General features: G+C 45.8%; 20 protein-coding genes. 1 reads left to right on the plus strand and 19 read right to left on the minus strand.

What is annotated here, in order from left to right:
* Window positions 1-293: 293 nt before the first annotated feature.
* The 16 genes from KCTCHS21_RS17255 to KCTCHS21_RS17330 form a co-directional block, all read right to left on the minus strand.
* Window positions 294-707, minus strand: coding sequence for a hypothetical protein (locus KCTCHS21_RS17255; protein ID WP_130610942.1), 414 nt, complete (start codon window positions 705-707; stop codon window positions 294-296).
* 144 nt (window positions 708-851) lie between these two features.
* Window positions 852-2,222: an alkaline phosphatase gene (locus KCTCHS21_RS17260; RefSeq protein WP_130610945.1), complete on the minus strand. Its 1,371-nt coding sequence runs from the start codon at window positions 2,220-2,222 to the stop codon at window positions 852-854.
* A gap of 139 nt (window positions 2,223-2,361) precedes the next feature.
* The gene (locus KCTCHS21_RS17265) at window positions 2,362-2,832 is read right to left on the minus strand and encodes a GlcG/HbpS family heme-binding protein (protein WP_130610948.1); all 471 of its coding nucleotides are present in this window, start codon (window positions 2,830-2,832) and stop codon (window positions 2,362-2,364) included.
* A 74-nt stretch (window positions 2,833-2,906) separates the two neighbouring features.
* Window positions 2,907-4,022 carry a Ger(x)C family spore germination protein gene (locus KCTCHS21_RS17270; RefSeq protein WP_269472714.1) on the minus strand — a complete coding sequence of 372 codons (1,116 nt, stop codon included), beginning with the start codon at window positions 4,020-4,022 and terminating at the stop codon, window positions 2,907-2,909.
* Window positions 4,019-5,119, minus strand: a complete 1,101-nt coding sequence (locus KCTCHS21_RS17275) for a GerAB/ArcD/ProY family transporter (protein ID WP_130610954.1) — start codon at window positions 5,117-5,119, stop codon at window positions 4,019-4,021. The genes KCTCHS21_RS17270 and KCTCHS21_RS17275 overlap by 4 nt, the downstream gene beginning before the upstream one ends.
* Entirely contained in the window at window positions 5,116-6,675 is a 1,560-nt protein-coding gene (locus KCTCHS21_RS17280; protein WP_130610957.1) for a spore germination protein, read from the minus strand. The genes KCTCHS21_RS17275 and KCTCHS21_RS17280 overlap by 4 nt, the downstream gene beginning before the upstream one ends.
* A gap of 170 nt (window positions 6,676-6,845) precedes the next feature.
* Window positions 6,846-7,475, minus strand: coding sequence for a YkoP family protein (locus tag KCTCHS21_RS17285; RefSeq protein ID WP_232057865.1), 630 nt, complete (start codon window positions 7,473-7,475; stop codon window positions 6,846-6,848).
* Between the two features lie 249 nt (window positions 7,476-7,724).
* On the minus strand, window positions 7,725-8,054 hold the full coding sequence (locus KCTCHS21_RS17290) for a rhodanese-like domain-containing protein (protein ID WP_179952619.1): 330 nt from the start codon (window positions 8,052-8,054) through the stop codon (window positions 7,725-7,727).
* A gap of 19 nt (window positions 8,055-8,073) precedes the next feature.
* Window positions 8,074-8,355: a YciI family protein gene (locus KCTCHS21_RS17295; protein ID WP_130610960.1), complete on the minus strand. Its 282-nt coding sequence runs from the start codon at window positions 8,353-8,355 to the stop codon at window positions 8,074-8,076.
* A 33-nt stretch (window positions 8,356-8,388) separates the two neighbouring features.
* Window positions 8,389-9,756: an LLM class flavin-dependent oxidoreductase gene (locus KCTCHS21_RS17300; protein ID WP_130610963.1), complete on the minus strand. Its 1,368-nt coding sequence runs from the start codon at window positions 9,754-9,756 to the stop codon at window positions 8,389-8,391.
* Window positions 9,753-11,147, minus strand: a complete 1,395-nt coding sequence (locus KCTCHS21_RS17305) for an LLM class flavin-dependent oxidoreductase (RefSeq protein WP_130610966.1) — start codon at window positions 11,145-11,147, stop codon at window positions 9,753-9,755. Before KCTCHS21_RS17305 ends, KCTCHS21_RS17300 begins: the two co-directional genes overlap by 4 nt.
* 52 nt (window positions 11,148-11,199) lie before the next feature.
* Entirely contained in the window at window positions 11,200-12,270 is a 1,071-nt protein-coding gene (locus KCTCHS21_RS17310; RefSeq protein ID WP_130610969.1) for an ABC transporter substrate-binding protein, read from the minus strand.
* Between the two features lie 56 nt (window positions 12,271-12,326).
* Window positions 12,327-13,115 (minus strand): ABC transporter permease, encoded by a 789-nt coding sequence (locus KCTCHS21_RS17315; RefSeq protein WP_232057866.1) that lies wholly within the window; start codon window positions 13,113-13,115, stop codon window positions 12,327-12,329.
* A gap of 1 nt (window position 13,116) precedes the next feature.
* Window positions 13,117-13,872, minus strand: a complete 756-nt coding sequence (locus tag KCTCHS21_RS17320; protein ID WP_130616560.1) for an ABC transporter ATP-binding protein — start codon at window positions 13,870-13,872, stop codon at window positions 13,117-13,119.
* Window positions 13,873-14,156: 284 nt separating this feature from the next.
* Window positions 14,157-14,798: a TetR/AcrR family transcriptional regulator gene (locus KCTCHS21_RS17325; protein WP_130610975.1), complete on the minus strand. Its 642-nt coding sequence runs from the start codon at window positions 14,796-14,798 to the stop codon at window positions 14,157-14,159.
* 153 nt (window positions 14,799-14,951) lie between these two features.
* Entirely contained in the window at window positions 14,952-15,383 is a 432-nt protein-coding gene (locus tag KCTCHS21_RS17330; RefSeq protein ID WP_130610978.1) for a universal stress protein, read from the minus strand.
* Window positions 15,384-15,509: 126 nt separating this feature from the next.
* Here KCTCHS21_RS17330 and KCTCHS21_RS17335 point away from each other — a divergent pair, with 126 nt between their 5' ends.
* Complete coding sequence (locus KCTCHS21_RS17335) at window positions 15,510-16,796, plus strand: class II aldolase/adducin family protein (protein WP_130610981.1); 1,287 nt, start codon at window positions 15,510-15,512, stop codon at window positions 16,794-16,796.
* Here KCTCHS21_RS17335 and pflA read toward each other — a convergent pair.
* Genes pflA through adhE form a run of 3 tightly spaced genes read right to left on the minus strand, consistent with a single transcriptional unit; the run spans window position 16,786 to window position 22,466 of the window.
* A complete protein-coding gene (pflA, locus tag KCTCHS21_RS17340; protein ID WP_130610984.1) occupies window positions 16,786-17,517 on the minus strand; it encodes a pyruvate formate-lyase-activating protein in 732 nt (243 codons plus the stop codon). The genes KCTCHS21_RS17335 and pflA overlap by 11 nt on opposite strands.
* Before the next feature lie 30 nt (window positions 17,518-17,547).
* Window positions 17,548-19,824 carry a formate C-acetyltransferase gene (gene pflB, locus KCTCHS21_RS17345; RefSeq protein WP_130610987.1) on the minus strand — a complete coding sequence of 759 codons (2,277 nt, stop codon included), beginning with the start codon at window positions 19,822-19,824 and terminating at the stop codon, window positions 17,548-17,550.
* Window positions 19,825-19,856: 32 nt separating this feature from the next.
* Window positions 19,857-22,466, minus strand: coding sequence for a bifunctional acetaldehyde-CoA/alcohol dehydrogenase (adhE, locus tag KCTCHS21_RS17350; RefSeq protein ID WP_130610991.1), 2,610 nt, complete (start codon window positions 22,464-22,466; stop codon window positions 19,857-19,859).
* Between the last annotated feature and the right edge of the window lie 402 nt (window positions 22,467-22,868).

Below are 22,868 nucleotides of genomic sequence, written 5' to 3' on the forward strand. Positions count from 1 at the left end.
TTGTTCCATTTTCCACTAAAAATAAGGGTATTCCTTTCGATTATAGTTTTTGCGGGGAAATATCTCCTTCCGGTTGTTGGTTGAGATCGTGAAATCTGAATGAGTAAGCTCTTAACAAGGAGATTTCACAATCTCAAAGACAAACGCTTCGCTCCTACAGGAGATACTTCCCCTCTTTTCTCATCGATTACGGTTAGTAAAAATACAAAAAACCACTCTTTGTAAAATGGAAGTGTTGAACAACCATCTAAAAAGAAAGTGGCTATGAGATCAAGTATTGTCCTTATCGAAAATCAATCGTTCTTTCTTGAATCAGCACTCGTCTTTTTGAAACCAGCAAGATGATATTGAACTGATCCAGTATCATTTTTTATATACAATTCAACCGATTCACCGTCAGGTCTACACAACCCGATTGTTATTTCAAAATACTTTGCTCCATGTATGGCACCGACAGGTCTTGCTTTATTATTTCTATTTTTAATAGCTACCCGCTCATTAATTGATAATATCCTTTCGCAACTAAATTGAGAGTACTTTTCATTGTAAATACTTCTCAGGGAAGACAAAATAACGGGATGCAATTGTTGCAATAATGCCCCCTCCAGTTGATTTTCTCTTGGCTTAGAATGAACTACCGCTTTGGGACTTGTTATTAGAATGCACAGCAAAATCATTAAGAAATTGACAGCAAATTTTCTGTTCAAGTTATCTCACCATCTCCATTTCAGACTATCATCCCCTAGATTGGTAAAATTAATTAATTATAAAAAACAAAAAGGCATTGGCACAGGAACGACTCCTGAACCAACACCTTTTCGTTTGTACGTCATTTTGATAAAAGTGAACTATTACTTCTGAGCTTTGTTGCCATTAATAATACTGAAGATTATCTTGGCATGATCTGTGTTATCAAGCAAACCTGCGAATCTTTCTTTACCAGGTCCGAAAGCATATACAGGTACATCTTCACCCGTATGACCACCGGTTGTCCAGCCTGTGAAAGAGCGAACATTAAAGATGTTCTCAATGGCGTTATCGATTTTCGTTAAATCCTTCTCAACGGCTGCGTCCTTAACGGATTGAACTTCTTCAGCAGTTAATTGTAGATCGATATATTTTTTCAAGGTTTCCTCAACGCCTGCACCTTGAACGATTTGGGCTGCCATGTAATCTGGAGTGCGTTTAGCAGCTTTAATTGGAGCAACATCGAAGTTATAAATTCCGTTCGTACCTACCGATAAGCCACCTGTTGAATGGTCGGCAGTAGCAACAACCAGCGTATGTCCATCTTTTTTGGCAAAATCGATTGCTTCTTTGAAAGCTTTCTCGAAATCTGACATTTCACTCATTGCAGCAACAATGTCGTTATCATGTCCGGCCCAATCAATCTGGCTTCCCTCAACCATCAGGAAAAATCCGTTCTTATTCGTACTTAGGCGCTGAATAGCTGCTTTCGTCATCTCTTGCAATGATGGTGTTTGGTCATTGCGATCAATCATTTTATCCATGCCACCTGTAGCAAACAAACCAAGAATTTGTTTATTCGTATCCTTCAATAAATCTGCGCGATTGGTCACATAGCTGTAGCCGTCTTTCTTAAATTCATTCGTCAGGTTGCGATCCTTACGTACAAAATTGTTCAAACCGCCGCCAAGCAGTACATCGATCTTGTGCTTTTTGTTAATTTTCTCGTCAAAATAATCATCTGCAATCGCGTCCATGTTTTTACGGTTAACGTCATGAGCACCATAGGCTGCAGGAGTAGCATGAGTAATCTCAGAGGTTGCAACCAATCCTGTTGACTTCCCCTTTTCCTTGGCGAGCTCTAGCACTGTTTTAACCTCAGAAAAATCATTATCAACGGCAATGGCAGCATTGTATGTTTTAACACCAGCAGACATGGCAGTAGCGGCAGAAGCTGAATCTGTTATGTTCTGATGCTCGTCCTCTGGATAGGTTGTCTGATTTCCTACCAAATACTTATCGAATTCCGTCTTTTCCATAAGTGGTGTTTTAGGATTATCTTTCATATAACGGTATGCTGTCGTGTAAGAAACTCCCATCCCATCACCAATTAGAAATATTACATTTTTAATTTGAGGACTCTTGTCTTGTTGACCCTTTGCAAAAGCTGGTGTAAACCCAGATGACAATGCAGCAATCGCTAATGAAGAAACAAGTGCAACCGGGATAACCTTCTTAATCAACTTCTTATTCATAATCATCCTCCTTAGTTACTTCCTAAGGAATACTATAGACCTGTGTTGTTAAAAGAAATCGCTCGGAATATTAAGTGCAAGTTAATTTAAGTGTATAAGCACAACATTTAGCCTGCCGCTCAGCGCGACAGGCCATTCATTATCTAATAGACTGAATCGATCCTATTCGAGCTGTAGCTAATGCTGGTTCTCCCGCTCCCCGCATGCTTTCGAAGGCTTGGATAGCCGCATTGGCAACTTCAATATCCTGGGCGCTTGAGCCACCGCTTACCCCGATACCCCCGATAATTCTACCGTCACTTACGATCGGAATACCGCCACCAAGAATAACAAGCCTGCCATGATTAGTTGTGTTTATTCCGAAAGTGGGACCGCCAGGAAGTGCCGATTGCGCAAGATTGGACGTTGGCATCTGCATAGCTACACTCGTCCAAGCTTTATTTTGTGAAATATCAATGCCAGCGATTCGAGCATTATCCATGCGATAGAATGCAATGAGATTTCCACCCTCATCAACAATTGCAATATCACTGGAAAGTCCCATCTGCCGGGCCTTCTGCTCCGCTGCGGCTAGCATTCTTTTGGCAGTCTCCAAAGTAAGCTTGTTCATTTGTCCACTCCTTAGTATACCGATCCCTATAGGATATGGTCATTCCCCTAGAACGGTGACGGTCATACCCCCTTCTATCTGATAGCCCCCATCGACATGATTCTAATATTCACCTTTACCTTCACATCTGCCTTGGATAAAGCTTCCCCCCATTGATCCTTCACTTCCTTCCAATGCTTATACTGTCTAGCCCGAGCATATAGACCGAGACCTATAGGATCTATTTTAGCTTCCTGTATTTTTGCTATTAGCTGCTCATATTGGTCCTCAAGCTGCTGCCCTATTTCCTTCTCCAATTTATCCGCATTTTTCTCTACATTGAAGCGAAAGAGCTGTTCGGATAAATTAATCCTCATTTTTACATTAATATCAAAGCGGAATCTATCCTCTACATACTTCACTTTAGTTTTAGTTGAAATATCTGTTGCCGTGAAGCTTAATTTATTGAGTTTAAAGAAGCTGCTTTTCGATTGAGAAGGAAGCTTGACAGTGAACGGAAATTCTCCTTTACGGTGAGGATTTAATATGCTGAGAATTTTGTTGTCTGCAGGATCAATAGTGAAAGCGTAGCGACCATCTTTTCTCAATAAAGCTGTTCCCATTACCCTTAAATCATCTTCTCTGCGCAATTCCGTAATACTCGGGGTCATTCCCTTCTCAAGCATATGTCTGTGTAACTGTTGTAGCGTTGTATTCACAGTTATATTCCTGCGATGAGCAGTAATGAGCAGCTGAGATAAATAGGTGGGAAGACGCGGCTTATCATCTGGCGCAAAATTAATAATATCAGACACTTTACCGTCCACTTCGACCACGAACGGAAGTACTGTATTTTTGTTATCACGATAAAAAACATCCAGAAGGTCAAACCATTTTTTGTGCTGAAGAACTCGTTTTCCAAGGAGGATCGCCTGTACTTTCCCCCCTACGGTCATGGCCACCACACTCCGATCGAACTCTTCTCTAGACAGCCTCATCGAATTTGTTCGGACTGTGACCTCCTCCTCCTTCTTCTTAGCCTCTTTGCTAAATACAGGACTTGATACAGAGTAAAGAAGCCGATCCTCATCATCCAGATCGATTCCAATGAGTAGAGAGAAGGTGACATCTTCAACGCTAGTGCGGTCACTACAGCCCATAAGAAATACAGCTAATATAAGCACTAAGCTGCTTATTTTTCTATAACTCAATGTGCATCCCCCTTGCGAACTCTTACATACACCTGAATGGATGCCCACAGCATTATAGGAAGTAAAAAAACAATTCCAATTGCATAATAATTCAGCCACTTCTGCCATTCATTCGTCTGATTCCATGAAGGATGAATGAAGAACACCATCAGTAGGAATACAACGATTAGCACCATCACATAGGGACTATGATCTTGTTTACGCAGCAATTGGCTTACACCGAATGCCGCAAAAAACATATAAGGAATCCATGTTGACGAAAGCATGAATAAAAAGATAGCCAAAAAGATAAGGTCGAATCGCACCAAAAAACGGAACTGAATTACTTTAAGCAAGCTTAGCAAGGGTTGGTTATAACCAGTAATTTCGTCAGGACTAAAAAAAGCGAAACAAATGATGGTAACGAGAAGATAAGCGAGTATCGTTAGCGAATTAGCTACAACGATTCCGAGTACTGCCTTTTGTTTGTTCTTTAAGAACGGATACAGTAAAAACGTCGTTTCAAATCCAACAGTAAAAAATACCGTCGTTCCCACGCCTTTAAACACTGGCATAATCCCTTCCTTTAAGAAAGGTAGGAAATGTATCCAGTGGCAGTCATTTAGAACAAGCAAGAGAATGGCTGGCATCCAGACTGTCATATAAAAAATGAGCTCGCTGTATCTTCCCACTACTCTTAAACCATTTCGAGCAAGCATAAAGGTCGGGATGGAAAACAAAAGAAACACGATATAATCGGGGCTTTGTGGTAAAAACCATGCTTTGATATACTGAATCGATTCGATGAGAACGAGCCAAGCACAGAAAATATAATAGAGCGCAAGTGGTATTGAGAAAATAAGAGATAGCCATTTGCCAAAAAGTCGCTTGAGCAAATCATACGCCGTATCATCTGGAAAACGCTTGAACACTTGAATAATCACTAAACTTACCAACACATTGATTACCCAAGTGATAATGAACGACATCCAGCCATCCGTTCCTGCTTTTCCTGCCAGCTCTCTCGGAAGAGAAATAATTCCCGCCCCAACCTGAACCCCGTGAATAATGAAAATAAACTGCATCAGTGTAATTTCGTTCAGGGCATATTTCCTCATGGTTTGTCCCCATTTCCCCGATTGTCCCCTGCACGCCTTGGTTGGATTGCTCGCGAGCTTTTCGGTCGATTAACCATTGACCAAATAGGCAACCGCACGAACGCATCCTTCATATCTGCCCAGCGGAATGGCGCCAGAGGACTGCCGTAAGGGGTACCTAGAGACTCAAGCGCAACAAGATGCGCAAGCAATATCATAATGCCAATAACAATACCTACTATTCCGAACATAAAGGCGATAATCATCATCGGAAATCTCAGCAGCCGAATAGCCGTCCCCATGTCATAATTAGGAATAATAAAGGAAGCAATGGCAGTCGAAGCAACAACAATGACCATAATATTACTAACGATTCCTGCCTGTACGGCAGTCTGTCCGATAATAATCCCGCCGACAATTCCAACAGTTTGCCCTACTGGTGCAGGCAATCGGATTCCCGATTCTCGCATCATTTCGAGCGTTATTTCCATTAGCATAGCTTCAAGCAGCGGTGGGAAGGGTACAAGCGTTCTCGACTCAGCAATGGATAACAAGAGTTGAATCGGAAGGACCTCATAATTAAAGGAAATAAGTGCGATATATATCGCAGGTAATAGTAATGCAATAGAAAATGCCAAAAAGCGAAGTAGTCGAATAAACGAAGCAATCATCCACCGCGTACTGTAATCATCTATGCTTTGGAAAAAAGAGATAAACGTAGTAGGGGCAACTAGAACACTCGGAGAACCGTCTACTACTACAGCAAATCTTCCCTGAAGAAGCTGGGACACGGTGGAATCCGGACGTTCTGTGAGTATGAATTGGGGAAAAGGAGAATAGGGATTGTCCTCGATGTATTCGACCAATTCACCAGTATTAATAATGGAATCAACGTTGATTGAAGTTAGCCGTGTTTCTAGCTCTTTCAGCACTTCAGGATGAGCCACATCAGCTAGATAAAGAATCCACACTTTGGTCTTTCCCCGAGTTCCGATGGATAGCTGTTTGATTTTAAGCTCACGGTCTGGAATATACCTGCGAATTAAAGCAATATTCTGTGTTCCCGTCTCCAGGAAGCCTTGATGGGCACCTTTAAGAGAGGTTTCAATCTGCGGGTCCTCAATTGTCCTCTGCGGCCACCCTTTAGTATCCAGAATGAAAGCTTCTGCTCGTCCATCTATGAGAATTACAGTATCTCCTCCAAGAATAGCCGTTTCTACCTGACTCCATTGTGTACCCTTACGGATATCACCCACATTGACTATGAACGGAATATTAGCAGGATAAGTAGAAACCTCGTTCATAAGTGGTGTTATTATATCGTTATTAATGGTTGACTTATCAGTCAGACCATCCAAGTATACGAGAACAGCCTCTTCTCCTTTAACATGAATCCGCAAATGACGGACAATTAAGTCAGGTGTTAATTGAAAGAGCTTATGCATCTCTGCTAAATTAGTGGATAATTGGCTATCGAGCTTTTTATCTGCTGTTGGTTCCTTACGCCCATTCGTTTGTGCAGATTTAGGGGGGTTAGAATATTGATTTCTTCTAAGAAACTTGCGATAAAAAACCATTCGACACCCATCCCTGCTACAATGACTTTCCCTATATTTTGGCTTTTTTCCAGAAATTTATCCTGTTCTCGTAATGATCAAGTAAAATGGTTAAAAAAAAGCCCTCCCTGATCAAAAAACGATCTAGAAGGCTTTATCAATCATAAAATTATGCAATCCATTCCCTAACGTCAAAAGGAAGCCCTTTGCAGCGATTCTCTCGTATAGATGAGCATCAATGGAGTAAGCTTATTCTTGCAGTGTTCAACACGTTTAAGACCATCAGGATGCATAAAACGTAATAGCAGCCTTAAATAGATCGTTGACAGCTTCTCAAAACGCTTCGAGGGAAGCTTGTGTAATTCAAAGCCTAATCCATGTATAAGGCCCCTGTGCAGCAGCGTAACTCCGACCAAAGCTTTAACCTGAGCCAGCTCTATATGTGTATCTAGCGCTTCCTTGATTTCCTTTAACGAAGCTCGTATTAAGCGCGCAGTTTTAATAGCTGCCCGATTCGCACCGACTTCCCGAGTTAACTTCTGCAAAGTCCGATTGTTCAAATGCAGCTCGCCGATTCGGTCGCCCTTCTCAATCCAAGTGCCATCCTTGCATAAAATAGGGTTTCCCGTATGCCTCTTGACCATCAACTTGAAGATTCCGAATTCCAATGTGTATTCACTCCGGATTGCCATCATCCAGCCTATGACATTTTCCCAGCCAAGCCACAAGGTTTGTCCTAGCGTACTCCCACTTCGCTTCTGCTTGGGTACGGAATTTCCTACTCTATGAGCTACAGCCACTGCATCCTGTTTGCTAACCACCGTCAATTCCCACCTCATCCTCATCTGCCAATTCCGTTCTCAATTCCACCAGCTTTGTTCTATTTTCATTGTATCCCAGCACACTTCTCATGCCCATCGCTTCGCGTCGGGTTCGACGATTATCTTAAGTCTAGTTATTAATAGACTTAAGTCTTGGTTGGAAAGTTGAAAAAAGGACTATTCCACGGGTTTTTAGGTAACCCGGAAATAGTCCTTGGAATAATAGCGTTTATTGATGAGGATATTGATTTAGACAGTAGGCCGTTCATCTTCCGGCAGCAAATCTGCCCACTCACGCATGCCCCCGGTTAGGTTGACCAGCTTCTTATAGCCTTGATCTGCTAGAAATTCGCATGCCTTTAAGCTGCGACTGCCGCCGCGACAAACGAGAATAAGCTCTTCATTTTTCGGCAGCTCCTCGAAACGAGCAGGTAAATCTCCCAGCCGTATATGGATCGCTCCCGGAATAATTCCTCCAGCTACTTCGTCGTCCTCGCGCACGTCGACTATGAATGGCGTTTCGCCTTCGTCCAGCCTAGCTTTCAAATTTTCCGGAGCAAGCACTTGAATCAAGCTCATCGTTGACCCTCCCCTAGTTCTAGCTAATCGTCACGTTCGGCGCCCACTTCGCATCCCATTCAAATATCTCATAGCTGCGCACTTCATGTATGACGAACGGATCCTGCTTAACGAGCTCAAGCACTTCATCCAGATTAGAACCTCGAAACAGAACGATTCCGCCCCAGCCCTCGAGTAAGCGACCGTTAGCAAGTACTTTTCCCTCTGCACGCAGGCCAGATAAGTAATCGATGTGCGCTTGTAGATGCTCTTGAGCGTGCTCCTGATTTTGATTCCTCAAAAATACGGCAAAAAGCTTCATATAAATCCCCTCCCCAACTTCACATCATTAAATTTACTCCGGAATCTGAATGTTCGCTCCCGGGTGATCCGACAATAAGTGCGGACCCTGCCCGAACAGCTTGTCCCTATACGTGCCTTCGCCATACTCAGACTGAACGAGTCCCCTGCGTTGTAATTCTGGAACGACCAAATCAACGAAATCGCTAATCGTTCCTGGCTGAACAATTTGCCCAACACTGAAGCCATCGACGCCAGTTGCGTCCACGAACTGCTCCATCTGCTCCGCAATCTGCTGAGGGGTACCGATAGATAAGGAGCTGGTGCCGAATGCGCAGAAGTTGGCGAGCTCTGTCTCCGTCCATTTGTGTCCCGGGTCCTGAGCCTCCGCTTCAGCCATCACTCCGCGTGTATCGAACTTCTTCACGAACTCTTTAAGCTTATCCGGGCCAGCCTTCGCAAAGTCGATACCCGACCAGGCTCCGAACAGAGCGAGAACGCCTTCCGTGCTAGAATAACGCAAGTAGCTCTCATACTTACTTTGCGCCTCTGTCTCCGTGTTCGCTACGATTGGCGTCAGCTTCGGATAGAAGAGAATATGGCTTGGATCGCGTCCATAACGTTCGGCCCGCTCACGAATGTCCTTAACAAGTGCACGAGTCGCTTCTATTGTAGGTGTATTAATGTAGATGCTTTCCGCATGCTTGGCTGCGAACTCGCGCCCACGTTCGGAGTTGCCCGCTTGGAATAACACTGGTGTCCGCTGTGGCGAAGGCTCGCTCGAATGAATGCCCGGCACTCGGAAATGCTTTCCTTCATGCCGAATATCGTGTACCTTCGACGGGTCGATATAGATTCCATTTTCCCGGTCCTGCACTACCGCGTCCTCTTCCCAGCTACGCTGCCAAAGCTTGTAGACGACCTCCATATATTCATCTGCACGGTTGTATCTCTCTACTTTATCGATTTGCTCATCCAAACCGAAGTTAAGGGCGGCACTCTCTAAAGCGGAGGTAACGATATTCCAGCCGACACGCCCCTTGGTCAAATGATCAAGTGTAGAAAACTTCCGTGCCAAAGCATATGGATTCTCGTAAGTCGTCGAATAAGTTACTGCAAAGCCTAGATTTTTAGTAACTGCTGCCATCGCAGGAATGAGATACCCGGGATCGTTAAGCGGGATTTGAATCGCTTGGCGAATTGCCGCATCGCGTTTTCCTTGATACACATCAGGTACGCCAAGCATGTCCGCGAGGAACAAAGCGTCAAAGTGGCCCCGCTCCAATGTTTTGGCAAGCTCCGTCCAATAGCTAAGACTTGTATACTGACTGCCTCGATCATCCGGATGTGCCCACATTCCCGGAGCAGGAGCGACGCCATTAATTGTAATCGCATTTAGAAATATTCTTTTGCGTTTGCTCATGATGATGGATTCTCCCCCCGTGTTACACGTGATCCCGGATGCTCCGGCGGCAAACGATCTCCTTGGCCAAACAGCTTATTCCGGAAAGTGCCCTCGCCATATTCCGTTTGCACTCTACCCCGACGTTGAAGCTCTGGCACAACCTTATCGATAAATTCTTCGAACGTTCCTGGACGCGTAATATATGCGATATTAAAGCCGTCCACTCCCGTATTGTCCATAAATTGCTCCAGCTTGTCCGCAATTTGGGTCGGTGTACCGACCACAAGAGAGCCGACTCCTCCGAAAGCGAAAAATTTGGCCAAATCCTCAATGCGCCATTCCTTGTTCGGCTCGTTCCGGGCGAAAAACTCCAGCAAATAATTCGTTCCGCTGCGTTTCTCCCCCTTCTGAATAAATTCGAGCAGCTCTTGAGCGCTAAACTTGGAGAAGTCGGTTCCGATCCATACGGAAAGCAAAGATAGCGCACCTTCTGGGCTTGAGTAGGACAAGTAGCTTTCCAGCTTCGCTAGTGCATCTTCCTCCGTAATTCCGATGACTGGATTCAGCTTCGGAAAGAACAGCACATCCTCTGGCTTGCGTCCGTAACGAACTGCACGCTCACGAATGTCGCTTACCAAAAATTTGGTTTCCTCCTCGGTCATCGCATTGAGGAAAATGCACTCCGCATGCTGAGCCGCAAACTCCCTACCCCGGTCAGATGAGCCCGCTTGAAACAACACAGGCGTGCGTTGGAGCGACGGCTCAGATAGATGAACTCCAGGCACTCGGAAATACTTGCCTTCATGCCCGATGTCATGAACCTTGGCCGGGTCCGCGTAAACGCGATTAGCCGCATCCTTCACGACCGCGTCTTCCTCCCAACTCGTCTGCCAAAGCTTATAGACGACATCAAGGTATTCGTCGCCCCGATCATATCTCTCGTCATGATCGAGCTGATGCTCACGCCCATAATTGCGAGCTGCGCTCTCCAGGTTGGACATGACCATATTCCAGCCAATTCGGCCATCGGTCAAATGGTCCAGTGTTGACATTTTACGAGCAAGCGCATAAGGATGCTCATACGATACCGACGCCGTCAGCGCAAATCCCAAATGCTTGGTGACGGCAGCCATCGCAGGAATTGCAAACGACGGATCGTTGCTCGGCGAATACATACCCTCACGTAAAGCTGTGTCGCGACTCCCCCGATAGACATCATAAACACCTAGAATGTCAGCGAAAAATACCGAGTCAAACCTTCCACGTTCCAGTAGCTTTGCGAGCTCAATCCAATAATCCAAATCCTTATAGCGATCTACTTTGTTATCTGGGTATCTCCACAAACCCGCATTATCCTGAACGGGATTGGCCATCTCGACTGCATTTAAGCGAATTCTTTTCTTACTCATGGCAATCTCCTATCCAGCGCTCTGTTACCCAGCAAGCGCTTCTCGTTGTGAATTATTTAGGCAAATATTCTGTAGTAAATACTTGATTAACGTCGAGGTCCTTCTTCAGAACATTAAGCTGACGCAATTGATCATACAGCTTCGTCCAGCGCTCATTGCTCATGTACCCGAAGCCGTTTGTAGCGGCATCTCCGCCAAAAATAAAGTCCTTCAGCGCATTACCCGAATAATCAAGCTCGTCCAGCTTAGCATCCTGAATATTTTCAGCTAGCACCTTGTCGACTTCGCCCACATTGTCCTTAAAGTAATTCCAGCCTTTCGCGCTTGCCTTCAGGTATGCCTTGACCACTTCTGGGTGTTCCTTCAAATAAGATTCAGTCGTAAAAATAATCGTATAGTACGGCTCGTAGCCAGAATCGGCGACTAGCAAATGATCAACATCTACGTTCTGCTTTTCAAATGTATAAACATCGCTTGTAGCATAACCTTGAATAACAGCGTTTTTATCGTTGAGGAAGTTGGCATATTGGCCGTTGTACTGCATCTCCTTCACCTTATCAAGCTTGTATGCGTCCTTCAAATAAGTCCAATAAGGAGAAGTCAGCGCGGCTTGTACGGTATGACCGTTCAGATCAGCAAAATCCTTAATGTTTGCGCCTTTATGGAAAAAGAGTGCATTCGGTGCTTTTTGCAGCGTAGCAGCAAGACCTACAACAGGAATGCCTTGCTCTCTAGCAAGAAGCAGTGCATCAGCGCTCTCCACACCGAAATTCGCTTTACCGGAAGCCACGATTTGAATAGCAGATACTTGTGGGCCTCCTGCTTCGATACTAACTTCTAAATTTTCATCTTTATAAAAGCCTTGCGACTGAGCCGCGTAAAATCCTGCATGAGTGGAGCCTGGAAACCAATCAAGTGCTTGTGTAATCTTTGTGAGCTCGATCGGCTTCTCCGGCTCAGTGCTAGCGGAAGATGAAGGCGACTCGGAAGCTGTAGCTGATGAGGTCTCCGAAGGTGTGGCAGGCGAAGTGTTGTTATCTTTACCGCAAGCAGCTAGAACTTGAGAAAGCAGAATAAGCATGCTTAAAGTCACAATTGTTTTACGAGAAAATAGTTTCAACATAGTTAATTCCTCCAGGTGTAGGTTTGTAGATGAAAATGTAAGTTTATAGATAAGTTTTATTTCTCCACTTTCATTTCCGACTCATGCCATGAGCCGAGCAGGCGCTTAGATAACGCGTTTACGATTAGAAAAAATACGATACCAAGCACGGAAGCCGCTAGTCCGCAGGCGAATAGATACGGCGTCTGTAGACGCATAGCTGCGAAAGTAATCGCGTAGCCGAGCCCACCTTTACCTCCCCCAACTCCAGCGACATATTCACCGACAATGGAGCCAATAACCGACAGCGTACAGGAGATTTTCAATCCCGCGACGATGTAGGGAAAGGCGGCAGGAATGCGCAACGACCACATTGTCTGCCAGGGTGATGCGGAATACAGATGAAACAAGTTTTTCAAGCCCTGATCCGTTGAATTAAGGCCAATTAATGTGTTGGACAAAATAGGAAAAAAACAGACGAGAAACGTAATACAGACGATCGCGTTCATCCCAGACCCAAACCAGATGACGATAAGGGGGGCAATGGCGACGATTGGAACGGTTTGCAGGACGATAGCATAAGGATAGACACTCTTCTCAATCGGCTTGGATAAAGCAAGCACAATCGCTCCCAGCACGCCGACAACGATACTTAACAGGAAACCGAGTACTGATTCGATAGCTGTTGTGGTAACAGACTCTAGCAAAGCTGGACCGTTTTCTGTTGCCGCTTTAAACACGTCGGTTGGCTTCGGAAATAGATACGCAGGAGTACCGAGCAGCGCTATGCCAAACTGCCAAAGGCTAATGACAACTACAAAAGCAATGACCGGTGGCAAAATGGAGCTTCTCCATTTGATTGTCATCTTATAGCGCCCTCCTGTCAGTGCCATGCAGCGCTGTTGAGACTTGCCGGACGTAATCGCCGAAATCCGCTGTTGCGCGAAACTCCTCTTGCCTCGGATAAGAAAACGGCACATCTACAAGCTGCGAAATTCCTCCTGGGCTTGGCGTCATTACTGCGATTCGAGTCGAAAGGTATACGGCCTCGAACACATTGTGCGTGACGAACAGTACGGTCATATCCTTTTCCCGTTGCCATATCGTTAACAGCTCTTCCTGCAGCGTCTGACGAGTCATCTCGTCAAGAGCCCCGAACGGCTCGTCCATCAATAGCAGCTTAGGTTGGGCTACAAGTGCACGGGCGATGGATGCCCTCATCTTCATTCCGCCCGATAACTGGCGAGGCAACGCCTTGGCGTAATCTTGGAGACCAACCAATTCAAGTGCCTTGCTTCCTTCCAGCTGTCTTAGCTTAGCGGGCACTCCCTTAAGCTTCAAGGGAAGGGTCACGTTATCCATAACACTGCTCCATGGCATTAACGTAGCATCCTGAAAAACGAAGGAAACCAAGTTGCTCTCTCTTGCTTGCAGGGATGTTCCGCCTAACACCTCGATGCTGCCTTCGCTTGGTCGCGTCAGGCCAGCTATCATTCGGAACACCGTCGACTTCCCGCAGCCTGAAGGACCTACGAAGGAGATGAACTCTCCTTGGCGAATGTCCAAATTCACGTCCCCGACTGCTATTTTGCCATTTTCATAAGCCTTGCTCACATCGGACATCTTGACGACAATCGGCGCATTTGTCGGTTTCAGCTGGGGGGATATTCCAAGCTGCTGCTTATCTGGAACGCTCAAGTCTGACACTCTCCTTCGCAGGGAAATACTCTAGTAGCACATATCCCTAGTAAATCACTATGAATATATGCTATTAGAATAAGACTAGTGTCGATGGATGTCAACAAAAAATTAAACATACGTTTGTTTATGTAAATATATGTATTAAAAATAAATACGATTGACATACAAAACAGACGCTATCAAGACTTAGCAGTGGCTTGAAAAAGCTAATTGGATAGAGGAATTTGGGGAACTGTATTCGAGTGAATTGAGGATTGTTGCACGCCTAAGCCCCTTAACACATAAGCAGTCAAATCTCTCAACAGCTCTTCATAAGTGGGCTGCCCTTCTTCAGTCGCTATCAGAGCAATCTGGCTACGGCTCGAATGGGCAAAAATAGAGGCCATAACGAAGAGAAGAATCGTATCGAGGGATTCAAAATGAAAAACATTTGCTGCTCTCCCACGCTGAAGAACACCTTGAATTTTGGCGTACATAGGCAAAATATGGCGCTGTACAATTTCGTAGCGCACAGTCCGTAAATTCATTTCATGGCGAAGAATGTTAATAATCTCAGGGTCCTTAAGTCGAAACTCTAGCATGTCCCCCATCAGCAAGCGAAGCTCCTCGGCAGGCTCATCTTGCTGAGAGACCCCCATTTTATCCACACGATCAAGAGGCATAAAGGTCTCAAACAACGCTTCAAAAATTTGATCTTTTCCTCCGAAGTAGTAAGAAATCATCGCCAAATTAGTTCCGGCTTCCTTACTGATCTCCCGGACGCTCGTTCCATCATAGCCTTGCTTGGCAAACAGCTTCTTGGCTGTTACCAGAATACGTAATCTAGCATCCATTAAAGTTAAATTCATTTTGAACTCCTTAACATATCCCGACAAAAGGGGGATGAATAGCTACTCTTTTTATTCAGTATACAGGATGTCCTAACTTTATGCCCTATCCAAATAATAAGAACCTGAAACCTTCTTTGCAGAAGAGCTCCAGGTTCTTATCGTTTGTTAATGCTACTTGATAATGAGCACGGGAATTTTCGCTTGCTGTACGACCTCATGACTGACGCTTCCGAGCATCCATTCCCGGATAGGACCGAGACCACGGTTGCCTATGATGATCAGATCACAGTTGTTCTCGGTCGCATGCTCAAGAATAGCTGTAGCTGCATTACCCTTTAATACAGCGATGCTAGCATAAGGCAAGGATTCGATTTTGTCCGTCATCTGCTGAAGCAGTGTGTTCTCATATTCCTGTATTTTCTCCTGAATGCCGTCCGTCAATACCAAGCCATAGCCTGCAAGAGAATAAGGAAGACGAGTTACAACGTGCGCAACCGTCAACCTGCTACCCGGATGGCTTCCTACGATTTTAACGGCATGAGTTAAAGCTTTCTCAGAAGCCTTAGAACCATCGTACGCTGCTAAAATATGATGATAATTCATCCTGACTCCTCCAATTCGTTGATAGCTTTACTTTAACGCTAATTTACATTGTTCGATGTGAAAACCCTCACAGTTAGCCGCAGTCATATGTGGTAAAGTAAGGAAAAATAACAAGGAGCTGAGACAATGAAGGTGGAATTATTGCATCCGGCAGACCAAATTCTGCTCATGATGGAACGAATTTATGGATACGGCATGACGACGACCTCTGGCGGAAATTTATCCGTCATGGATGCGTCCGGGGATATTTGGATTACACCAGCAGGCATTGATAAAGGTACACTTACAAGAGGAGACATCGTTTGCGTCAAAGCAGATGGGACTGTAGTTGGTCATCATAAGCCTTCCAGTGAATATCCCTTCCATCGTTTAATATATGATTGCAGGCCTGATCTGAAGGCTGTTGTTCATGCTCACCCTCCAGCTCTCGTATCCTTCAGCATCGTCAGAAGGATTCCGGATACAAGGCTATTGCCAAATGAACGCCACATTTGCGGTGATATTGCTGTAGCTGATTATGCATTGCCAGGCAGTCAGGAGCTAGGGGAAAACATTGCAACCGTTTTCAAACGTGGCATCAATGCTGTCATGATGGAAAATCACGGTGTCGTTGTAGGTGGGTTAGACCTCTTCAAAGCTTTCCAATGCTTCGAAACACTTGATTTTTGTGCGCGTCTTGAGATAAAAGCTAATCGGATCGGAATCCCTTCGCTCATTACCGATGAGCAATTTGTAGCTGCACAAGTGGCGGATACCGTTCATTTGGACGAATATGTCGCCACTGAAGTAGATACCCAAGAACGCGGAATCCGGAGAGATATGTGTACATTTATCAAAAGAGCCTATGACCAGCGTTTGTTTACAAGCACGCAAGGTACATTCTCGCAACGACTTTCAGATGATACCTTTATCATCACACCTTATGGCCTAGATCGTAAATATATGGAGCCAGAGGATTTAGTCACAATTAAGAATGGAGCTGTCGAAGCCGGGAAAGCACCAAGCCGTTCCTTCCTGCTGCACCAGAGCATTTACAAGCTTCATCCGCATATTAACAGTGTCATCATCGCACATCCGCCTAACATTATGGCATTTGCAGTAACTGACAATGAGCTGGATTCAAGAACGATTCCCGAGAGCTACATCCTCATGCGCCAAACACCAAAGCTTCCCTTCAACTCGGTATATAACAACATTGAAGGTACAGCAGCTAAGTTTACTAAGGATACGCCGATCGCCATCGTTGAGAACAACTGTGTCATTGTCACTGGCCAAAGCTTGCTAAATACCTTTGACAGATTAGAGGTTGCGGAATATAGCGCCAAGGCAATCATCTCTACCGAAAGCCTTGGCGCAATCATTCATATCGACGATCAGAAAATACGCGATATTGAAACGGCATTTAAGCTGTAACAGTACGTCCTTGATTGATCAGACGGTAGGCTCGGGTCACCTCCTCCGGGCTCGGCTCGGCAATCCCATCCAGCGGATAGGGAATGCCGAGCTGCTGCCATTTGAACACACCCATTCGGTGGTAGGGGAGCACCTCTATCTTCTCTACCCCCATTAGCTCATTTACGAAGCTCCCCATTGCCATTAAGTCCTCTACGCCATCTGTCCAAGAAGGTACGAGCACCCGACGAATCCACATTCTGGACCCCCGAGCAGATACATACTTCGCGAATGCCAATATACGATCATTCGGCTGACCTGTCAGCTCTCGGTGGCCTTCACGGTCCATTAGCTTTAAGTCCAATAACACCAGATCGGTTACGTCTAACAAGGCACCGGCATGCTCAGGATCACAGAAGCCAGATGAATCCAATGCCGTATGAAGCCCCCATTTTTCTTTGCAGGCACGAAATAGCTCTGTCACGAAATTCGCTTGAAGCGTTGGTTCTCCGCCAGTAACGGTAATACCTCCACCTGATCGCAAATAGTATTCGACATAGGGCTCAATCTCTCGTAGAATATCGTCAACACTTTTCAGGCTCCCGTTCTGGGGGTTCCACGAATCTGGGTTGTGACAGTAACGGCATTGTAATGCACAGCCCTGCATGAACAAGACGAACCGGATACCCGGTCCGTCAACTGTTCCAAATGTTTCAAGAGAGTGGATTCTCCCTGTATGCATAATCCTCTCACTCCCTTCGACTTGCCGGCATTATACAGCGCCGTGAAACGTACGATTGATGACATCAAGCTGTTGCTCGCGAGTCAGCTTAATGAAGTTAACGGCATAGCCCGATACGCGAATGGTTAGCTGAGGATACTGCTCAGGATGCTCCATGGCATCTAGAAGCTGCTCCCTGTTGAATACATTAATATTCAAGTGATGCCCTTTGTTTGCAACATAACCGTCCAACAGTGATACCAAATTTAGAACTCGGGTATCCGCCTCTCTGCCAAGCGCCTTGGGAATGATGGAGAAGGTGTTCGATATTCCGTCCAAGCAGCTATCGTAAGGAAGCTTGGCGACGGAAGTCAGTGAGGCAAGCGCCCCTTTCCGATCCCTTCCGTGCATCGGGTTTGCGCCTGGTGCGAATGGCTCTCCTGATTTCCGACCATCTGGTGTACTGCCCGTCTTTTTCCCATACACGACATTAGAAGTAATCGTAAGCACAGACAGAGTTGGAATGGCCGCGCGGTAGGTCTTATGCTTGCGCAGCTTGCTAATGAACGTTTCCGTTAGCATAACGGCAATGTCATCCACACTTGCATCATTGTTACCGAATTGCGGATATGGACCTTCAATTTCGAAGTCAATTGCAAGTCCTCGCTCGTTGCGGATTGGACGAACCCTGGTATGCTTAATGGCACTTAGCGAATCGGCCACAACAGACAATCCAGCTATCCCACACGCCATCGTTCTTACAATGTCTGTATCATGAAGCGCCATCTCAATCCGTTCGTAGCTATATTTATCATGCATATAGTGGATGACGTTCAGCGTGTTCATATATAACTTAGCCAACCACTCCAGCATTTCGTCAAAGCGCTTCATGACTTCTGCATAATCGAGAATGTCACCTGTCAGTGGCGCAATCGTGGGTCCGACCTGAATGTTGAGCTTCTCGTCCACTCCGCCGTTAATGGCATACAGCAACGCTTTGGCCAGATTGGCGCGTGCTCCGAAGAACTGCATCTGCTTACCAATACGCATGGCAGACACACAGCACGCGATTCCATAATCTTCTCCGAAGAGAGGGCGCATAAGATCATCGTTCTCATACTGAATGGAGCTCGTATCAATGGACACCTTAGCACAATATTCCTTAAAGCCTGTCGGCAGCCTTGTCGACCAGAGCACCGTTAGATTAGGCTCCGGAGCTGGGCCTAGATTGTATAGGGTGTGCAAGAAGCGGAACGAGCTTCTCGTTACCCTTGTGGAGCCATTATTGTCCATTCCACCGATTGATTCGGTTACCCATGTCGGATCTCCACTGAACAGCTCATTGTAATCTGGAGTCCGCAGGAATTTAACAAGTCTAAGCTTCATGACTAGATGATCCACCAGCTCCTGCGCCTGTATCTCAGTCAAGACTCCTTCTTTCAAATCTCGTTCAATATAGATGTCTAGGAAGCTAGATATACGCCCGATGCTCATAGCCGCGCCATTCTGCTCTTTAATTGCTGCCAAGTAGGCGAAGTATAGCCATTGAACAGCTTCACTGGCGGATGTTGCAGGACCGGAGATATCATAACCATACGTTGCAGCCATTTTCTTCAGCTCATTAAGGCTGCGTATTTGCTCTGCAAGCTCCTCGCGTGTTCTTATTACGTCCTCAGTAATCACATTCAAATCCATTTGAACGAGATCTGTTTTTTTGGCAGTGACCAGAAAATCCACGCCATAGAGAGCCACCCTACGGTAGTCGCCGATAATTCGTCCACGTCCATAGGCATCTGGTAGCCCCGTAATAATGGCAGCCTTACGTGCTAGCTTCATCTCACTCGTGTACCCATCAAACACACCTTCATTATGTGTCTTCCGGATATCCGTGAACACTTTTTGAATATCATCGGAAAGCTTATAACCATAGGCTTCACAAGCATCAATTACCATACGAATGCCACCAAATGGCTGTACAGAACGTTTAAGCGGCGCATCCGTCTGCAGTCCGACTACCTTTTCCAATCCTTTATCTATATAACCTGGCTTATGGGACGTAATCGTCGATACCGTATGGGTATCGATATCGAGTACACCACCACTTTCACGTTCCTTCTTCATCAGCTCAAGAACGACATCCCATAACTGCTTCGTTTCGTCAGTAGGACTTGCTAGAAAAGCCTCGTCCCCTTCATAGGGCGTCAGGTTCAGCCCTAGAAAATCATTGACGTCAATGTGCCGCTGCCATCTTCCTGGTTGGAATTCTCTCCAGCCAAGTGATTGGCCAGAGAGGGGTGTGTTCTGTAGATCATTTTCGGTTGTTGCCATCGTGTGTGCCTCCCAGCTATGCTACGTTTTTGTTATTCGAATTTCCCATAGAATGCATTACGATAGACATCCGCTAGCTCTGTTACTAATGGCATGCGAGGATTAGCCGTTGTACATTGGTCTTCGAAGGCACGATCTGCCAAATGATCAACCTTTGCCTCGAAATCTTTAGCGTCAAAGCCAAGTGCTTGGAACGATTCTGGAATTTCGAGCGAACGATTGAGCTTACGAATAGCTTCAATAAGGCTATTCACTCCCTCCTCTGCCGTCCGGCAAGGCAGCCCTAACAGTCTAGCGATATCTGCATAGCGTTTGTCCGCGATGAAATGATCGTATTTAGGAAACGAAGCAAATTTCGTTGGCTTACTCGCATTGTAGCGGATGACGTGCGGTAGCAAAATCGCATTCGTCCGACCGTGAGCGGTATGATATTGTCCGCCCCACTTGTGCGCTAGACTGTGGTTAATACCTAGAAAAGCATTGGCGAATGCCATACCAGCAATGGTCGAAGCATTGTGCATTTTCTCCCGGGCCTTCGGATCCTGCTGGTGGTACGAGGCTTCTAGATGCTCGAAAACAAGCTGGATAGCTTTAAGTGCAAGGCCATCTGTATAATCATTAGCCATAACAGAAACATAAGCTTCGATGGCGTGGGTAAGGACGTCCATCCCCGTATCGGCAACTGCCGTCTTAGGTAAGCTGTACACGTAATCCGGATCGATGATGGCAACGTCTGGCGTCAGCTCGTAATCCGCAAGGGGATACTTTGTATTACCCTTGTTCTTGTCGGTAATAACGGCGAAAGACGTCACTTCCGAGCCCGTGCCAGATGTAGTCGGAATAGCAACAAATTTCGCCTTCTGACCTAGTCGCGGATATTTGTAAATCCGCTTGCGGATGTCGAGAAACTTCATTTTCAGAGAGTCGAAGCTCGTCTCCGGATATTCATAGAACAGCCACATTGCTTTAGCGGCATCCATCGGAGACCCCCCACCTAGCGCGATAATACAGTCCGGCTTAAACTGAGCCATAATACGAGTTCCGCGCTCCACTGTATCTGTCGAAGGGTCCGGCTCCACATCAGAGAAAATCTCAATAGCGACAGCAGATTTCCGTTTGCGAAGATAGTACTCTACCTTCTCAGCGTACCCAAGCTTCACCATAGCAGCATCTGTAACGATCATCACCCGGCTAATATCGGGCATTTTCTCAAGATACTGAGTGGAGCCCCGTTCGAAGTAAATTTTCGGTGGAACCTTGAACCATTGCATATTTAGTGTTCTGTAAGCTACCCGCTTTATATTAATCAGGTTCACCGCAGTAACATTTGATGTCGTAGAATTATGTCCGTAAGAGCCGCAGCCTAGCGTGAGTGAAGGAAGATTAGTATTATAAATGTCCCCTATCGCCCCATGCGTGGAAGGTGCGTTGACGATAATACGTCCTGTTTGCAACCGTGCGGAAAATGCGGCAATAATCGCCTGATCGTTGGAATGAATGACAGAGGAGTGACCCATGCCGCCATATGCAACGACTTGTGCTGCACGTTCGATGCCTTGCTCTGCATTCTTAACCTTATAGCAAGCCAGAACTGGACTTAGCTTCTCGGCCGACAGCGGATATTTCTCGCCTACGCCTGCAAGCTCTGCTATGAGAATTTTCGTACCCTTCGGAACCGAGATACCAGCCATGGCTGCGATTTGGTCGGCTGATTGACCAACGATAACCGCGTTAACAGCGCATTTTTCTGGATTAATAACGAGTCCTGATACCTTCTCGGTTTCCTCCTTGGTCAAGAAATAACAGCCGTGATGAATGAGCAGCTTCTTCACCGCATCATAGATCGGTTCTTCCAGGATAACAGCCTGCTCAGATGCGCAAATCATGCCATTGTCGAATGTTTTAGATAGAATGAGGTCCGTTACAGCCTGATCCAGATCTGCTGTGCGCTCTATGAAGCATGGAACGTTACCTGGGCCAACTCCTAGCGCTGGTTTACCGGTGCTGTAAGCAGCCTTAACCATTGCGGAGCCGCCTGTTGCAAGCACTAGTGCCACATCTTTGTGGTTCATAAGCAATTGAGTAGCTTCCACGGATGGATTCTCGACCCACTGAATACAATTTTCCGGTGCTCCTGCTGCTACTGCTGCCTCTTGTAATGTCTTTGCCGCTGCTAGGCTGGAGCGTTGAGCGGATGGATGGAAAGCAAAGATAATCGGATTTCGTGTCTTGGCAGCAATCAATGCCTTGAACATCGTCGTAGATGTTGGATTGGTGACGGGAGTAATTCCCGCAATAATACCGACAGGCTCGGCGACCATCTGATAGCTCTCGTAGGCATTGTCTTCTATAACACCAACCGTTTTCTCGTTCTTTATACTGTGATAGATGTACTCCGTCGCAAACAGGTTTTTCGTAATTTTGTCCTCGTACACGCCTCTTCCTGTTTCCTCCACAGCCAGCTTAGCTAGTGACATATGTTGATCCAGACCAGCTAAAGCCATTTGCTTAACGATATGATCTACGCTCTCTTGGTCCAGCTTGAGATAAGCATCCTGTGCTTTCCTAGCTCGCTCTGCAAGACCGTTCACTTCATTTTGCGCGGTAACAAATTTTTGTTGCTCTTGTTCTTTTGCTGCCATAGGGATAAGCCTCCTTTTTTATATGAAACACAATCTTCAATCTCGTCGATTAGCCGTTCTTCCTCCCCAATCGTTTCTAATTGCGTTTAAGCTTGGCTCACTTCAGTCCGGATGATGGACGATTCGAGCATCAATTGGTTTATGCCGGCTCCTGGTGGAATATTACTCTCATTAGGGACATGTGACTTCATCATGTAATCACTCCATCTCTTGTTTGTTGAGTTAAGCATAACGCCGCAGCTGGAAATTTACTGTGAAAAATATCACAAAATAACAGCCGATTGGATGAGCATTTTTCAGGTGGATTGGATGGTTACATATTGATGAGGTGGCCTTACATTGGAGGTAATGGGGATTCGCGATTCCCAACTAACCAGAGAGGGAGGCGCTCAACATGTTCTA

This window comes from Cohnella abietis (assembly GCF_004295585.1).
GTDB lineage: Bacteria > Bacillota > Bacilli > Paenibacillales > Paenibacillaceae > Cohnella > Cohnella abietis.

Coding starts and splice junctions, on each gene's coding strand:
- KCTCHS21_RS17260 (WP_130610945.1), bottom strand. CDS start 2,222: ATGAATAAGAAGTTGATTAAGAAGGTTATCCCGGTTGCACTTGTTTCT.
- KCTCHS21_RS17295 (WP_130610960.1), bottom strand. CDS start 8,355: ATGAAGCTTTTTGCCGTATTTTTGAGGAATCAAAATCAGGAGCACGCT.
- pflB (WP_130610987.1), bottom strand. CDS start 19,824: ATGGCAACAACCGAAAATGATCTACAGAACACACCCCTCTCTGGCCAA.
- KCTCHS21_RS17310 (WP_130610969.1), bottom strand. CDS start 12,270: ATGTTGAAACTATTTTCTCGTAAAACAATTGTGACTTTAAGCATGCTT.
- KCTCHS21_RS17305 (WP_130610966.1), bottom strand. CDS start 11,147: ATGAGTAAGAAAAGAATTCGCTTAAATGCAGTCGAGATGGCCAATCCC.
- KCTCHS21_RS17325 (WP_130610975.1), bottom strand. CDS start 14,798: ATGAATTTAACTTTAATGGATGCTAGATTACGTATTCTGGTAACAGCC.
- KCTCHS21_RS17320 (WP_130616560.1), bottom strand. CDS start 13,872: ATGTCCGATGTGAGCAAGGCTTATGAAAATGGCAAAATAGCAGTCGGG.
- KCTCHS21_RS17275 (WP_130610954.1), bottom strand. CDS start 5,119: ATGAGGAAATATGCCCTGAACGAAATTACACTGATGCAGTTTATTTTC.
- adhE (WP_130610991.1), bottom strand. CDS start 22,466: ATGGCAGCAAAAGAACAAGAGCAACAAAAATTTGTTACCGCGCAAAAT.
- KCTCHS21_RS17265 (WP_130610948.1), bottom strand. CDS start 2,832: ATGAACAAGCTTACTTTGGAGACTGCCAAAAGAATGCTAGCCGCAGCG.
- KCTCHS21_RS17290 (WP_179952619.1), bottom strand. CDS start 8,054: ATGAGCTTGATTCAAGTGCTTGCTCCGGAAAATTTGAAAGCTAGGCTG.
- pflA (WP_130610984.1), bottom strand. CDS start 17,517: ATGCATACAGGGAGAATCCACTCTCTTGAAACATTTGGAACAGTTGAC.
- KCTCHS21_RS17300 (WP_130610963.1), bottom strand. CDS start 9,756: ATGAGCAAACGCAAAAGAATATTTCTAAATGCGATTACAATTAATGGC.
- KCTCHS21_RS17330 (WP_130610978.1), bottom strand. CDS start 15,383: ATGAATTATCATCATATTTTAGCAGCGTACGATGGTTCTAAGGCTTCT.
- KCTCHS21_RS17280 (WP_130610957.1), bottom strand. CDS start 6,675: ATGGTTTTTTATCGCAAGTTTCTTAGAAGAAATCAATATTCTAACCCC.
- KCTCHS21_RS17335 (WP_130610981.1), top strand. CDS start 15,510: ATGAAGGTGGAATTATTGCATCCGGCAGACCAAATTCTGCTCATGATG.
- KCTCHS21_RS17315 (WP_232057866.1), bottom strand. CDS start 13,115: ATGACAATCAAATGGAGAAGCTCCATTTTGCCACCGGTCATTGCTTTT.